The organism is Bradyrhizobium sp. CCBAU 45394 (assembly GCF_028128655.1).
Classification (GTDB): domain Bacteria; phylum Pseudomonadota; class Alphaproteobacteria; order Rhizobiales; family Xanthobacteraceae; genus Bradyrhizobium; species Bradyrhizobium diazoefficiens.
In genome coordinates, this window is the sequence record NZ_LBIX01000004.1 from 315,970 (window position 1) to 331,051 (window position 15,082).

The 15,082-nt window shown below is 65.7% G+C and carries 13 protein-coding genes; 7 read left to right on the plus strand and 6 right to left on the minus strand.

All coding sequences use genetic code 11. The features are described 5' to 3' along the window. Positions 1 to 32 precede the first annotated feature (32 nt). On the minus strand, positions 33 to 746 hold the full coding sequence (locus tag WN73_RS02270) for a hypothetical protein (protein ID WP_028176226.1): 714 nt from the start codon (positions 744 to 746) through the stop codon (positions 33 to 35). Between the two features lie 288 nt (positions 747 to 1,034). Between WN73_RS02270 and WN73_RS02275 the strand changes: the two genes are divergently transcribed. Then, a complete protein-coding gene (locus tag WN73_RS02275) occupies positions 1,035 to 1,958 on the plus strand; it encodes an ABC transporter ATP-binding protein (RefSeq protein WP_011089318.1) in 924 nt (307 codons plus the stop codon). Then, the gene (locus WN73_RS02280) at positions 1,955 to 2,716 is read left to right on the plus strand and encodes an ABC transporter permease (RefSeq protein WP_011089319.1); all 762 of its coding nucleotides are present in this window, start codon (positions 1,955 to 1,957) and stop codon (positions 2,714 to 2,716) included. Before WN73_RS02275 ends, WN73_RS02280 begins: the two co-directional genes overlap by 4 nt. Before the next feature lie 113 nt (positions 2,717 to 2,829). Here WN73_RS02280 and WN73_RS02285 read toward each other — a convergent pair whose 3' ends face one another. Beyond that, positions 2,830 to 3,153, minus strand: coding sequence for a hypothetical protein (locus WN73_RS02285; RefSeq protein WP_161533706.1), 324 nt, complete (start codon positions 3,151 to 3,153; stop codon positions 2,830 to 2,832). Positions 3,154 to 3,480: 327 nt separating this feature from the next. Between WN73_RS02285 and WN73_RS02290 the strand changes: the two genes are divergently transcribed. Then, positions 3,481 to 4,260, plus strand: coding sequence for a L,D-transpeptidase (locus WN73_RS02290; protein ID WP_038966441.1), 780 nt, complete (start codon positions 3,481 to 3,483; stop codon positions 4,258 to 4,260). Between the two features lie 17 nt (positions 4,261 to 4,277). Here the strand turns inward: WN73_RS02290 and WN73_RS02295 are convergent, their stop codons facing one another. Continuing rightward, positions 4,278 to 5,540 carry a hypothetical protein gene (locus tag WN73_RS02295; RefSeq protein WP_271551321.1) on the minus strand — a complete coding sequence of 421 codons (1,263 nt, stop codon included), beginning with the start codon at positions 5,538 to 5,540 and terminating at the stop codon, positions 4,278 to 4,280. Between the two features lie 156 nt (positions 5,541 to 5,696). On the opposite strand from WN73_RS02295, the gene WN73_RS02300 reads away from it, so the two are divergent. After that, positions 5,697 to 6,680 carry a glycerophosphodiester phosphodiesterase gene (locus WN73_RS02300; protein WP_161533705.1) on the plus strand — a complete coding sequence of 328 codons (984 nt, stop codon included), beginning with the start codon at positions 5,697 to 5,699 and terminating at the stop codon, positions 6,678 to 6,680. Positions 6,681 to 6,818: 138 nt separating this feature from the next. On the opposite strand, the gene WN73_RS02305 is transcribed toward WN73_RS02300, so the two are convergent. Next, the gene (locus tag WN73_RS02305) at positions 6,819 to 9,098 is read right to left on the minus strand and encodes a spermidine synthase (RefSeq protein WP_271551322.1); all 2,280 of its coding nucleotides are present in this window, start codon (positions 9,096 to 9,098) and stop codon (positions 6,819 to 6,821) included. Between the two features lie 318 nt (positions 9,099 to 9,416). Between WN73_RS02305 and WN73_RS02310 the strand changes: the two genes are divergently transcribed. After that, positions 9,417 to 11,027, plus strand: a complete 1,611-nt coding sequence (locus WN73_RS02310; RefSeq protein ID WP_271551323.1) for a phytoene desaturase family protein — start codon at positions 9,417 to 9,419, stop codon at positions 11,025 to 11,027. Between the two features lie 287 nt (positions 11,028 to 11,314). On the opposite strand, the gene WN73_RS02315 is transcribed toward WN73_RS02310, so the two are convergent. Next, positions 11,315 to 11,470, minus strand: coding sequence for a Flp family type IVb pilin (locus WN73_RS02315; RefSeq protein WP_011089327.1), 156 nt, complete (start codon positions 11,468 to 11,470; stop codon positions 11,315 to 11,317). Positions 11,471 to 11,634: 164 nt separating this feature from the next. Here WN73_RS02315 and WN73_RS02320 point away from each other — a divergent pair, with 164 nt between their 5' ends. Beyond that, positions 11,635 to 12,522 (plus strand): 50S ribosomal protein L11 methyltransferase, encoded by an 888-nt coding sequence (locus tag WN73_RS02320; protein ID WP_011089328.1) that lies wholly within the window; start codon positions 11,635 to 11,637, stop codon positions 12,520 to 12,522. A gap of 227 nt (positions 12,523 to 12,749) precedes the next feature. On the opposite strand, the gene WN73_RS02325 is transcribed toward WN73_RS02320, so the two are convergent. Beyond that, a complete protein-coding gene (locus WN73_RS02325; RefSeq protein WP_271551324.1) occupies positions 12,750 to 12,929 on the minus strand; it encodes a hypothetical protein in 180 nt (59 codons plus the stop codon). A 188-nt stretch (positions 12,930 to 13,117) separates the two neighbouring features. Between WN73_RS02325 and WN73_RS02330 the strand changes: the two genes are divergently transcribed. Further along, complete coding sequence (locus tag WN73_RS02330; protein ID WP_271551325.1) at positions 13,118 to 14,947, plus strand: aminopeptidase P family protein; 1,830 nt, start codon at positions 13,118 to 13,120, stop codon at positions 14,945 to 14,947. Positions 14,948 to 15,082 lie beyond the last annotated feature (135 nt).

Below are 15,082 nucleotides of genomic sequence, written 5' to 3' on the forward strand. Positions count from 1 at the left end.
GTCGAACAACACGGCTCGCCGCGCAAAGCTCCTCAGTTCCGCGGCGCCGTCGCCGCCGCCGAGCGCGCCTGCCGGGGGGCGCCGGGCTCGGCGACCGGAGCCGGCGCGCGCGAGCGCATGATCGCGGCGTCGATCTCGGCGATGACGCGGCGCTGGATCGCCTCGTTCTTGTCGATCGAAATGTGGCCGACGCCGGTGCCGCGCACGTCGACATTGTCGAGCTTGCCGCGCAGGCCGGCCGCGGGCCGCACCGGCTCGCCGGGACCATCGCCGATATAGATGTTGATGTAGCGTTCGGCGCCGGTCGAGAGCCTGGTCTTGAACACGGAATCGAGGCCGATCGCGAGCTTCACGGGCACGCCGAGCTGGTTGAGCTTGGCGATCATGTCCGGCAGCGCGGTCGCGCCCGAGGAATGGCCGACCAGGATGATTGTCTTGATGCGGCCGGCCCTGTAGGCGGTCGCAGCTTCATTGGCGAGTGAGGACCAGGAGACGAAGTTCGCGACCGTCACCGGGATGCCCTGCGCCTCGAGCCGGGCGCCGATGGTGTCGAGCCCGAGCGAGAAGATGTTGAGCACGCCACGGAGCAGGTAGACATGCGTGGTCGCGGCCGCGGCCTGGCTCGGCGCCGCCCTTGCGGTGGTCGGGCTCATGGCGACAGCTGACAGCAGGAGCAGGCACATCGCCCACACACGGATGGCGGGCAATTGGCTGGCGCCGGCGGTGTGACGGCCGTTCGGTCTCATCGATGGTTTCCCTGGGGACAATACGCTTTGCGATTGGCCGGAATCGTAGCCACGGCCTGCTCGCAGACGCAACAAAGAGCCGCGTGAGCGACAATCTTAGCAGCAAGCCGTGACCATCGCGCAACACTTGCCCGAAACCTGCCACCGAAGGGCCTGTTTTGAGACCATTTTTCTGCGGCCAATTGCGACCGGGCAATGGCATTCCTATCTCAGGGCACCGCTGACCGGCCCGCCTGGGCGGGTTCCAGCTCCATTCCCCAGCCTTTCCCCCTCAGACTTGCGGCCATCATGTCTTCCATCATTTCCGTCGCCAATTTGTCGAAGACCTATGGGTCCGGCTTCAAGGCGCTCAAGAACGTCAATCTGGATATCAAGCGCGGCGAGATCTTCGCCCTGCTCGGACCGAACGGCGCCGGCAAGACCACGCTGATCTCGATCATCTGCGGCATCGCCAATCCGAGCGAGGGCCGCGTTCTCGTCGGCGGCGAGGACATCCAGACCTCCTACCGCAAGGCGCGCTCGCTGATCGGCCTAGTGCCGCAGGAACTCCACACCGACGCCTTCGAGAGCGTCTGGGCGACCGTGAGCTTCTCCCGCGGCCTGTTCGGCAAGCCGAAGAACCCAGCCCATATCGAGAAGGTGCTCAAGGACCTCTCGCTGTGGGACAAGAAGGACAGCAAGATCATCACGCTCTCCGGCGGCATGAAGCGCCGCGTGATGATCGCCAAGGCACTGTCGCACGAGCCGCAGATCCTGTTCCTGGACGAGCCCACCGCCGGCGTCGACGTCGAGCTGCGCAAGGGCATGTGGGAGGTGGTGCGCACGCTCCAGCAGTCCGGCGTCACCATCATCCTCACCACGCACTACATCGAGGAAGCCGAGGAGATGGCCGATCGCATCGGCGTCATCAACAAGGGCGAGATCGTGCTGGTCGAGGACAAGGCGACCTTGATGCAGAAGCTCGGCAAGAAGCGGCTGACGCTGCATTTGCAGAACAAGATCTCCGCGCTGCCGGAGAGCCTTGGCCATTACGAGCTCGACCTCTGCGATTCCGGCGCGACGCTGGTCTACGACTACGACACCAAGGGCGAGCGCACCGGCATCACCAGCCTGCTGAGCGACCTCCGCACCGCCGGCATCCGCTTCAACGATCTCGACACGACGCAATCGTCGCTCGAGGACATCTTCGTCGACCTCGTGAGGACGTCATGAATCACCGCGCCATCCGCGCCATCTATCTGTTCGAAATGGCGCGCACCTGGCGCACGCTGCTGCAAAGCATCGTCTCGCCGGTGGTCTCCACCTCGCTCTATTTCGTGGTGTTCGGCGCCGCGATCGGCTCGCGCATCAGCCAGGTCGAGGGCGTCAGCTACGGCACCTTCATCGTGCCGGGCCTGATCATGCTCTCGGTGCTGACGCAGAGCATCGCCAACGCCTCGTTCGGCATCTACTTCCCGAAATTCACCGGCACGATCTACGAGATCCTGTCGGCGCCGATCTCCTATTTCGAGATCGTACTCGGCTATGTCGGCGCCGCCGCGACCAAGTCGATCATCCTCGGCCTGATCATCCTGGCCACCGCCGGGCTCTTCGTTCCATTGCATATCCACCATCCGGTCTGGATGCTGGCCTTCCTGGTGCTGACGGCGGTGACGTTCAGCCTGTTCGGCTTCATCATCGGCATCTGGGCCGACGGGTTCGAGAAGCTGCAGATGATCCCGATGCTGGTGGTGACGCCGCTGACCTTCCTCGGCGGCAGCTTCTATTCCATCGACATGCTGCCACCCACCTGGCGCACGGTGGCGCTGCTCAACCCGGTCGTCTATCTGATCTCCGGCTTCCGCTGGAGCTTCTACGAGATCGCCGATGTGAGTGTGGCCGTCAGCATCTGCATGACGACGGCGTTCCTGGTGATCTGCCTGGTCGCGATCTGGTGGATTTTCCGCACCGGGTACCGGCTGAAGAATTGACCCCTGTCGTCATTCCGGGGCGTGCGAAGCACGAGCCCGGAATCCATTGTGCGACAGAGCTGGTGGATGAATGGATTCCGGGCTCGCGACTTCGTCGCGCCCCGGAATGACAATCACCGATAGCAATGGAAGCGGTGATAGCCGTCATAATACCCGCGGCAGTGACGGTAGTGACGGTGGGGAATGCCCAGCACGCCCTCGACCGCGCCCACGGCGCCGCCGACACCGGCGCCGACCGCGCCCCCGACCACACCGCCCACCGGGCCGGCAATGCGGTTGCCTTCATGGGCGCCTTCCTGGGCACCGCGCACGATGCCCTGGGCATGGCCGGCTTGCGGCAGCGATAACAGCGCGAGCAGGATGGCAGCGGCTGCGAAAAGCAGGCGGACTGGTAAACCGGCCGGCAATTGCGCAGCGGCGATACGGACTTTGTTCATCTTCGATCCCAAGGGAAATACAAGAGGTCAACGGCGGCGAAAACCGCCTGTCAGGTAGGCCATGTTCAACGCCCGGAGCGGCCAAATGGTTGCGCCTTTGTGACGAATTGTCGGCGTCGTGAACGCATCTCCGCTCGCGAAAATGTCAGCATCGCCGCGGGCGGCGCGGCACAAAGCGGCCTTGCTTACATCAGGCATCACGTTAACGATGGCCGGGCCGGCTGCTGGAACGAAAGCCGGATTGCAGGCATAGTGCACGCCGGGGGACGGAGAGCCGCGGCGCTTAGCGTGAACAGGCCGGAGGCCAGAACTCAAATGCGTTTTCAGATGCGTTCGTTTTTCATTACTTTCACCTCCCTGCTGCTTTTGAGCGCGGGCACCGCGCAGGCCAAGGTCGAAATCACCATCGACAAGGACAATCAGCAGATGACCGTCGCCGTCGACGGCGTCGCGCGCTATCACTGGCCGGTGTCGACGGGCATTCCCTCGCGCGAGACGCCGAACGGAGCGTTCCGCACCTTCCGCATGGAAGAGGACCACTACTCCAAGGAATTCGACGACGCGCCGATGCCGCACGCGATCTTTTTCACCAAGGTCGGGCACGCCATTCACGGCACCGACTCGGTCGGCCGTCTCGGCACGCCGGCATCCCATGGCTGCGTGCGGCTGTCGCGCCAGAACGCATCGACGCTCTATGCGCTGGTGCAGCAGCAGGGCGTGCTCAACACCACGGTGACGCTGACCGGCTCGGCGCAGGTGGCGCTGGCGCGCAATCCCCGCGGTCGCACCAACAATGCGGTGGCGCGCGCACCGCAGCCTGCGGAAGAGCAGTACGCCACATCAGGCGATCCCGTGAATCTGACGCCGCCGGCGCAGCCCGCCCGCCGCTACATGCCGCAGGACGACAATTACATCTACCCTGCCGACGGCAGCGACACCGGTGCGCGCTATCCGGCGCCGCGTCCGGCCAGCCGCCCGCTCTATGACGCGCAGGTCTATCAGCAGCAGCCGCAGCAATATTACAATCAGGGCTACGGCCAGCAGGGCTACTATCAGCCACAGCCCCGCCAGTACTACCAGCCGCGCGGCTACTACTATCAGAACTGACGCTACCTGAACTGACGCTATCTGAACGCGGCGTCGCCGCGTTCGACGATCTTTCGTGCAGCACCGACGAAAGCGCGGGCGACCGGCTCGAGGATTTCGGGGCCGGTCGCGCCGAGATCGTCCGACGGCGTGTGGAACGTGCGATGGCGGCCGGCCATGCCGAGGAAATTGGGATAGCCCGCCGCGTGCACGTCGCGCAGCTCGCCGACCGCCTGCTTCTCCGTCACCAGACGTTTTGCCGCGACCCCGGCGAAGGCCTCGTCCGTCAGCGCAACGGCGGATTTGCTCAGCACGAGATAGCGCTCTTGCTCGGGCCGCTCGGTGCCGGCGCCTTCCGCAAAGCCATAGCACGCGTTCGACGAACCGAAATGGATCCACGCCAGCGTGCCCTTCGGCGCCGGCGCGCCGTGCTTCAGGAACAGCTCCATGCCGCCGTGACCGATTTCATGGCCTGCGGTGGCGATGAAGACGAGATGCGCCGGCCATTTTTCGGCAGCGACGGTGCGCGCCAGCGCGAGGAAGTTGGCGATGCCGGGGCCACGCTCGCAGACGCAAGAGTACCAGCCGGTCATCGGCGTCGAGACGACGATGGTCGGCCCGCGGCCGGCGCCGGTCTCGGCGATCACGTTGCGGCCGGCGACATCGCGCTCATAATGCCCTTTGACGTCGAAGGTGACGGGTTCGCCCGAGGCGATTGCGCGCTCGAATGTCGCGCGCGACCTGGCACCGACCACCATCACCGGCACCGGCCAGGGCGCATCCTCCTGCGTGACATTGTAGGCGAAACGATCGTCCGCAGGATTGCCGATCGTCAGCAGGATGGCCGCCGGCTTCCTCGCCGCCGCTTCCGCGATCGCGGCGCGATGGGCGGGGCCGAGATAGGCGCCGCGATCGAATGGCAGCTCCAGCCAGAGGATCTTGCCGGCAACGTCACCGTCGCGCGCAAGCAGCGCGGACAGATGGAAGCTGGCCTTGTCTTCCGGCGGCCACCAGAATGGCGTCGCCTCGATGCTCGTGCCGCTCGCCTCGGCGCTGGCCTGCTCGACGACATATTGCCGGCCGAGCACGACGGGCTGGAAGCTGACCTCGAACCCGGCCTGCTTCATCTCGCCGGCAATCCAGTCCGCCGTCGCGCGGTCGCCGGGCGAGCCGAAGCGGTGCAGGCCGAAGGATTCGTAGCGCGCGACGTCCGCATAGAGGCTCGCGCCCGAAAGCACATCCTTGGCTGCCGCCTGCCCGACCATGAGAACCGCCATCGTTGCGATGAAGATAAGCCGCATATGAATCGTCCCCGGACCGATCCTTTTTTTGGAGGGCCAGTTTCGGCCTTCCACGGCCTCCGTCAACCGCCTGTCGACCACGGGACTGGACGAAACAAGCGAAGATTTCATATGCTTTCCTTTCCCTTGGTCCTTTCACTTGGGCTGCGAACTGTGATGCCGTCACGTGCCGCGACGATCCTGACCGTGCTCTCGGTTCTCACAGCAGGAGAAGCCATGGCCTTGGATCTCGAGGCGCATCGCGGCGGGCGGGCGCTGCTACCGGAAAACACCCTGCCGGCCTTCGCCAACGCGCTGTCGATGGGCGTGGACACACTGGAGCTCGACGTCGGCGTCACCGCCGATGGCGCGGTCATCATCTCGCATGAACGCGGGCTCAATCCCGATCTGGCACGGGATGCGAACGGCGCCTATGTCGCTCCGCCCGGCACGCCCTTCGTACGACTGCGGCTCGAAGAGGTCGGGAGCTATGACGTCGGCCAGCTCCGTCCGGACAGTGCCTACGCCAAGCAATTCCCCGAGCAGCGCGCCGTCCCGGGGACACGCATTCCCACCTTGAGGCAGCTGTTCGCGCTGGTGCGCAAATCCGGCAACGATCGCGTGCGCTTCAACATCGAGACCAAGATCGATCCGAACCATCCGGACGAATCCCTCGACCCGCAAGGTTTTGTCACCAAACTGCTCGGGCTGATCGAGGCCGAGAAGTTTTCCGAGCGCGTCATGATCCAGTCGTTCGACTGGAGGACCCTGCAGCTCGTCCAGCAGCAGGCACCGACCATTCCGACCGTGTACCTGACGCTCCAGCGCGGTTCAGGACAGACCGTGGTGCTGGACAAGGCCACCAACTGGACCGTGGGTTTCAGCCCCGCCGATCACGGCGGCTCGCTGCCGCGAACCATCAAGGCTGCGGGCGGCGCGATCTGGTCGCCCTATTTCGGCGATGTGACTGCGGCCCTCGTCTCGGAGGCTCACGGGCTCGGGCTGCGCGTCGTGGTCTGGACGGTCAACAAGCCCGAGGACATGACGCGCATGATCGAGATCGGCGTCGACGGAATCATCTCGGATAGGCCCGACCTGTTGCGGCAGGTTGCGGGCGAGAAGGGACTTGCGCTGCCGGCGGGAACGCCGGTGGCGCCTTGAGCGGTCTCGTGTCCCGGACGCAGCGCAGCGTGCAACGCTGCCCTGCAGAGCCGGGACCCGGAATGATGGGCCCCGGCTCTGCAGCGCACCGCTGAAGAAGCGCTGCGCTGCGTCCGGGGCACGAGACATCGCAAAAACCTACTCCCCATCCCTCAAGCGCCGGTACAGCGCGCCCAGAATGTTGGAATAATCGTCGGTCCAGACCCGCACCCTGTCGTCGGCTTCGGTCTGCTCCCAGACCTTGGACGAGGCGATCTTGCCGACGTCGGCCTCCTCGCGCGCGGAGATGACGACGTCGGTCGAGAAGATGTAGTCGGCATCCCGCCCGGAATCCTCGTTGAAGACCCAGCTCTTGAGATCGTTGGCGTCGGCGATGCCGACCACGACGGTTTCGAGATCAAGATGCCGGTTGGACACGTGCATCACCACGGCGCCGTGCGGAGCGAGCTTGTCCTTGTAGATCTTCATCGCCTCCTCGGTGGCGAGATGGATCGGGATCGCATCCGACGAATAGGCATCGACGATGATCAAGTCATAGGCGCCGTCCGGCTCCTTCGCGAAGGTCAGGCGTGCGTCCCCGATCACCGGCTTCAGGTCCGGCAGGCAGCTCGAGATGTAGCGGAAATTCTTCGGGTCGCGCGCCGCATCGACCATCGACTGGTCGATCTCGAAGAATTTCCAGCTCTCCCCTGGCTCGGCGGCACAGGCGAGCGTGCCCGATCCGACGCCGATCGCGGCGACCTTCAGCGGCGCGCCCTTGCGCTCGCGGAGCGCGGTGATGGCCTGACCGATGCCGCCGTCCTTGTGATAATAGGTGATCGCCTCGGGCCGCCCGGTGACCGGCGTGCCGTCATTGTTGCGGAAGCGCTCGGCGCCATGGATCGTGGTGCCGTGCATCAGCACGTGGAAATAGCCGCCGGGCGTCTCCACGATCTTGTGGACGCCGAAGAAGCTGCGCACGGTGGTGACGCGGCCCTCATCCGCCGGATAGACACGGATCAACGCCAGCGCGAGCGCAACCGTGGCAAAGATCTTCCAGCGGCCGGCATTGAGCGCCAATGCCAGCAGCGCGGCGAGCACGCCGACGGAGCCGGCGACCCAGACGCGGTGATCCTCGAACCAGGTCGAAAGGCTGCCTGTGGTGTAGGACGGCGCAACGAGCGCCACCGCGAGCGCGGCGAGCGCCAGCCAGTACCATTTGACGATGCCGGCAAGACGCTCGTTGGCGGACGGGCGGCACAGCGCCGCGAGCGCGATCAGGATCGGATATTCGGCGATCCACGAGAAGGTGAATGGAGCAACGAGGCCTGCAAAGAGGCCGCCGATCATGCCGCCGAACGACAGCGCGACATAGAAGCCGGTGAGATATTTGGCGGCCGGCCGGGTCCGCGCCAATTCGCCGTGACAGGCCATGGCGATGACGAAGAAGCACAATTGATGACCGCCGAGCGTCAGCAGCAGATTCTGTTCGCCCCCGAAGGCCAGCAGGAAGACCACGCCCGCGATCGCCACCGGCTGGAGCATCAGCATCCATTTATGCGGCAGCAGCGGCCGCGACTGGAACACCACCACCCAGGTGAGCAAGTACAGCGACAGCGGCAGCACCCACAGAAGCGGCGCTGCCGCGACGTCGGTGGAGATGTGCGCGGTGACGGCGATGAGCAGTCCCGACGGCACCGCGGCGAGGAAGATCCAGCGCAGCCGCGTCACGAGGCCGGGGGCCGGCGCATTGATCTCCTCGGTCCGCGCATCGACCACCGCCAGTTTTGGCGAGCGCAGCAGCAGCACGCCACAGGCGGCGATCAGGAGAATCAGGAGGCCATAGCCGCCGGTCCAGAACCGGTTCTGCGTGTGCAGCGTGAACATCGGCTCCAGCAGGAACGGATAGGACAATAGCGCCAGGAAGCTGCCGATGTTGGAGGACGCATAGAGGAAATAGGGATCGTGTCCGGCGGGATGGCCGGTGCGGACGAACCAGGCTTGCAGCAGCGGATTGTTGGCGGCGAGCGCGAAGAACGGCAGCCCGATCGAGACCACGAACAGGCCGAGCAGCCAGACCGCATAGCCCGACGCGGGCGGCTCGCCATAGGCGGTGGCGATGCCGAGCGGCAGCGTGGCGAAGGCCAGGGCCAGCAACACCAGATGCACCACCACCGGAACGATCCGGTTCCGGACCTGCATCAACAGATGCGCATAGGCGTAGCCCGCCAGCAGCAGCGACTGGAAGAACACCATGGCGACCGACCACACCGCCGGCGAGCCGCCCAGACGCGGCAGCACCATCTTCGTGAACAGCGGCTGCACCGAGAACAGCAGCAGCGCGCTGACGAAGATCGCAGCGGTGTAGACCGCCAGCAGCAGCCGGTTGCGCGACGACGACGGCTGCTCCGTGGCGGCGGGTTGCACGATCGAATCCATGAAAGCTCCGGCAAAAGCGTTTTCCGGCGAAGTGGGCACCGGTTCGCGCGAGAAGACGCGTCGGACAGTTCCTCCGGCGGGCGCCGGACGGGGCGCAATGGAGCACAAGGCGCCTGAACGGGCAATAAAGGGGCTCGTGATGTTGCAGCGAGGAATGCTTGATATAGAGATGTCATTCCGGGATGGTCCGAAGGACCAGACCACAGGTGCGCAGTTGCGCACCGGGGAATCTCGAGATTCCGGGTTCGATGCTCCGGGCCGCGCTACGCGGTCCCGTCGCATCGCCCCGGAATGACTGTGGAACATTCAGAAGCTCCCATGACCGAAACCGACGTCGTCATCATCGGCGCTGGCCATAACGGCCTCACCTGCGCGGCCTATCTCGCGATGGCAGGGTTGCGCGTGCGCGTGGTCGAGCGTCGCAAGGTGGTCGGCGGGGCGGCGGTCACGGAGGAGTTTCATCCGGGTTTCCGCAATTCTGTCGCAGCCTACACCGTGAGCCTGCTCAATCCGCAGGTGATCCGCGACCTCGGGCTTGCCGAGCAGGGCCTGCGTATCGTCGAACGGCGGGCGCAGAATTTTCTGCCAGCGCCGGACGGCAGCTATCTGCTCACCGGCGAGGGACGGACAAAAGCGTCAGTCGCGCGGCTGAGCGCGCATGATGCGGAGGCACTCGACGGCTTCTCGCGCGAGCTGGAAGACATCGCCGACGTGCTGCGGCAGTTCGTGTTGCGCGCGCCGCCGAACCTGCTCGACGGTTTTGGCACCAACGCGATCCGCGAGGCCGTGAACGCATTGCAGAGCGCCAACATCCTGCGCGGCCTCACGCTGGAGCAAAGCCGCAGCCTGCTCGATCTCTTCACCCGCTCGGCCGGCGAGATGCTTGACGAGCGCTTCGAGCACGATCTGGTCAAGGCGGTGTTCGGCTTCGATGCCATCGTCGGCAATTATGCGAGCCCCTACGCCGCCGGCTCGGCCTATGTGATGCTGCATCACGCCTTCGGCGAGGTGAACGGCAAGAAGGGCGTCTGGGGCCACGCCATCGGCGGCATGGGCGCGATCACCCAGGCGATGGCGCGCGCCGCGCAGGGCCGGGGCGTCGCGATCGACACGGACGCCGGCGTGCGCGAGGTGATCGTCGAACGCGACCGCGCCGTCGGCGTCGTGCTGGACAACGGCGCGACGATCCGGGCGAAATACGTCGCGGCCAACGTCAATCCAAAGCTGCTCTATACGCGGCTGATCGCGGCCGACGCCCTGCCGAAGGACTTCCTCGCCCGCATCCGGCACTGGAAGAACGGCTCCGGCACCTTCCGCATGAACGTGGCGCTGGACCGCCTGCCCTCCTTCACGGCGCTGCCGGATGACGGCGATCACCTCACCTCGGGCATCATCCTGGCGCCGAGCCTCGGCTACATGGACCGGGCCTTTCTCGATGCGCGCGCGCACGGCTGGAGCCGCGAACCCGTGGTCGAGATGCTGATCCCCTCCACGCTCGACGACACGCTTGCGCCCGAAGGCAAGCATGTCGCGAGCCTGTTCTGCCAGCACGTCGCGCCGGAGCTTCCCGACGGCAGATCCTGGGACGACCATCGCGACGAGGTCGCCGATCTCATGATCGCGACGGTGGACAGCTACGCGCCGGGTTTTGCGTCAAGCGTGCTCGGCCGCCAGATTCTCTCGCCGCTGGATCTCGAACGGCAGTTCGGCCTCCTCGGCGGCGACATCTTCCACGGCGCGCTGACGCTGAACCAGCTGTTCTCGGCACGGCCGATGCTGGGCCATGCCGATTATCGCGGCCCCCTGAAAGGCCTCTATCACTGCGGCTCCGGCGCCCATCCCGGCGGCGGCGTCACCGGCGCCCCCGGCCACAACGCAGCACAAGCGATCCTGCGGGATCACCGGTCGCTGTTCGGAAGCCGTGGATAGGTCTGTGGATGGGCTGTGGACAGGCTGTCGAGAGGTGTGTGCCCGGGAAGAGGATGGCGGCACCGGACCATCGGGACAAGTCTGGGGAAAGGCGGTGGAAAACCGCTGGCCAACGACGGGACGAGCCGGTGGATAACGCTCTGGCAAATGGCGGACAACCCGTGGACACCGGCCGGGAATCGCACGCGGGAAAATGACTTCGCCCGCCAGGAGCAATTCCCGAGCGGGCGCTAGTCAGACATTGCCTACGAAGAAAGGTGCCCCCGCTGGGAAATGGGAGGCGGAAATTACTTCAAGGAGGTGCTAATCGAAGTGAACTTTTCGTTCATCGTGGTGCCCAGGCCGTTCACCACGGTGATGATCGCCAGCGCGATACCGGCCGCGATAAGGCCGTACTCGATTGCGGTCGCACCAGATTCATTGGACCAGAACTTCAAAATCATGCGCGTCAAGACTCGCCTCCATTTCTATTTCAAGCTGCGTTGGTTCGCCCCAACATCCGAAAATCTACGGAGCGCAACCTTCGGACGGGTTAATCCCGGAACCGCAAGTTATGCGGAAAATTGGGAACAAAAGTTCCAAAAATTGAACCTGACGGAACCCTAGCATGCAGCCTTCCCCCACCCATCGCGCCAGCTTTTCGATCGGCAGCGAGGCCGCGGCCCGGCGCGTCGTCGACGTGCTCACCGAGGTGTTTTTCGAAGGCGATGCCGCGGTCGCCGCCTTCGAACGGCCGGACGGACAATGGGACGTCACGCTGCATTTTGCGGATGCGCCGGACCAGGCTTGGCTGCGCGAACTCGTTGTAAATTCAGCAGGAAATGAGATCGCCGACACGCTTGCCTTCGACACCGTCGAAGCCAAGGACTGGGTCAAGGCCAGCCTGGAAGACCTCGTCCCGGTGCCGGCCGGACGCTTCGTCGTGCACGGCAGCCATGACCGCGACCGCGTCGCGCCGAACAAGCTCAAGATCGAGATCGAGGCGGCGCTCGCCTTCGGCACCGGCCATCACGGCACCACGCGCGGCTGTTTACTCCTGCTTGACCATGTCCTGAAGAGTTCCCGCCCGAGCAACGTGCTCGACCTCGGCACCGGAACCGGCGTGCTGGCCATCGCGGCGGCGAAGGCACTGCATCGCGCCGTGCTTGCCTCCGACATCGACCCGCCCTCCGTGCGGGTGGCGGCCGAGAACGGCCGGCTGAACGAAGTCGGTCACCATGTGCGGGTGATCCGCGCCACCGGCTTCGCCGCGCCGGATTTTGCCCGGGCGGGCCCGTTCGACCTGGTGCTGGCCAACATCCTTGCCAATCCGCTGCGGCACCTGGCGAGCCCGATGGCGCGGCACCTGGCGCCCGGCGCGCGCGTCATCCTCTCCGGCCTGCTGACGCACCAGGCCCCCGCCGTGATCGCCGCCTATCGCGCACGCGGCCTCGTGCCGCTGCGGCATTTGCGGATCGAGGGATGGAGCAGCCTGTTGCTGCGGAAGGTGGGGTAAGCTGATCAAGCATCCGCGACGGCGGTGTGCTCCCTCGCCCCGCTCTTGTCCGCCGAAGCTATGGCGAAGGCGGGGCCGCGACGAGCTTCGCTCGCGCTGAGAGGGTTGGGGTGAGGGGGAGTCTCCACGGGGGCGGTGAGAACTGGACTCGCGGAGAGTCCCCCTCACCCGGATTGCTTCGCAATCCGATCTCTCTCCGCAAGCGGGGCGAGATGAACAAACACCGCCTACTCCGCCGGCTTCTCGTCCCGGCGCATCGCGCGCTCGCCCTGCAGCGTGCGCCGGGCGCGGCGCTCGGCGAAACGGTCGATCATCTGGCTGATGAGACCGCGCGGCTTCTTCGGTGTGGTTGTGGCCGGGGCCCGGCGGGCCGGCGGCGAAATCTTCTCAAACGTGAACGCTGGCATCGTGTGTCCCCTCGCCGTTGAGTAGAAACACTTGCTCGAATTTCCCTGTTATCCGGACGGAGCTCAAAGGCCGCATCCCTTTACTCCACTCGACTCAAGCGGAACTTTTTCAAGCACAGTCCATGCCAGATGCGCCGCGAATGCGTCCACATTGCGGAGCGATCCCCATAATCCTAAAGTGGTCCACCATGTTCGAAGCACACTTCCAGACATTCGAAGAGCCCGAGGCCGGCGTCGCATTGACGGCGCGCCTTGCGGCGCTCCGCGAAGAACTCGCCCGCCGCAAGCTGACCGGCTTCGTCATTCCGCGCGCCGACCAGCAGCAGAATGAATATGTGGCGCCCTCGGAAGAGCGGCTCGCCTGGCTGACCGGCTTCACCGGATCGGCGGGACTGGCGGTGGTGCTGACCCGCGAAGCCGCATTGTTCGTGGACGGCCGCTACACGATCCAGGCGGCCAAGCAGGTCGATGCAAAGGCCTGGGCGGTGGAATCGCTGATCGACCCGCCGCCGGAGAGCTGGGTGTCGGCGCATCTGAAAGCCGGCGACCGCCTCGGATTTGACCCATGGTTGCACACTTTTGCGGCAGCCGAGCGCCTCGCCGCCGCCTGCACCAAGGCCGGCGCCGAGTTGGTGGCGGTCGACAGCAACCCGGTGGACGCGGTCTGGCACGACCGGCCGCAGCCGCCGCTTGCTCCCGTCGCCGTGCACGGAGTGCAACATGCCGGCATCGGCGAGGCCGAGAAGCTGGCGCAGATCAAAAGCGAGATCGCCAAGCTCGGCGCCGATGCGCTGGTGCTGTCGGACAGTCATGCGGTGGCCTGGACTTTCAACATCCGCGGCGCCGACGTCGCGCATACCCCGCTGCCGCTGTCCTACGCGCTGGTGCCGAAGGACGGCCGGCCGACCATCTTCATCGACCACCGCAAGCTCTCCAACCTGACGCGCGACCATCTCGAGCAATCGGCCGACGTGCGCGAGCCCGATGCGATGGCGCCGACGCTGATGGCGCTGGCCAAGAGCGGCGCCGCGATCGCGCTCGACAATGCCACCGCGGCCGACGCGCTGAGCCGGCTGATCGCCGGCGCCGGCGGCAAGCCGGTGCGCGGCAGCGATCCGATTGCGCTGCTCAAGGCGGTCAAGAACGCGACCGAGATCAAGGGCACGCAGACGGCGCATCGCCGCGATGCCGTGGCGCTGGCGCGTTTCCTCGCCTTCATCGATCGCGAGGCGCCCAGCGGCAAGCTCACCGAGATCGACGCGGTGGAGGCGCTGGAGACACTCCGCCGCGACACCGGCGCGCTGAAGGACGTGTCGTTCCCGACAATATCGGGCACCGGCCCGAACGGCGCCATCGTGCACTACCGCGTCACCCGCAAGAGCAACCGGCGCATCGCGCCCGGCGACCTGCTGCTGATCGATTCCGGCGCGCAATATGAAGACGGCACCACCGACGTGACGCGCACCATGGCGATCGGCGAGCCCACGGGCGAGATGCGCGACCGCTTCACCCGCGTGCTGCGCGGCCACATCGCGATCGCGCGCGCGATCTTCCCCGACGGCACCAATGGCGCGCAGCTCGACACGCTGGCGCGGCAATATCTCTGGGCCGCCGGCGTCGATTTCGAGCACGGCACCGGCCATGGCGTCGGCAGCTATCTCAGTGTTCACGAAGGGCCGGCGCGGATCTCGAAGCTCGGCACCACGCCGCTGAAGCGCGGCATGATCCTCTCCAACGAGCCCGGCTACTATAAGACCGACGGTTTCGGCATCCGCATCGAGAACCTCGAGCTGGTCGTCGCCGCCGACATCAAGGGCGCCGAGAAGCCGATGAACGCGTTCGAGACGCTGACCCTGGCACCGATCGACCGCCGGCTGATCGATGTCGCCATGCTGACCAAAGACGAGCTCGACTGGCTCAATGCCTACCACGCGCGTGTGCGGGCCGAGGTAGGGCCGGCGCTGGACGAGGCAACGAAGGCGTGGCTCGATCAGGCGACGGCGGAGCTGAAGGCGTAAGGTCGTCATTCAGAGTGCAGCGCATAGCACTACGCGATTTGCGCAAGGCTGCTTCCCTCACCCACAGCCGTCATGCCCCGCCACCGGGTCTCGCCTTCGGCGAGCCCGATGACAGGCTCCGGCGGGGCATCCAGT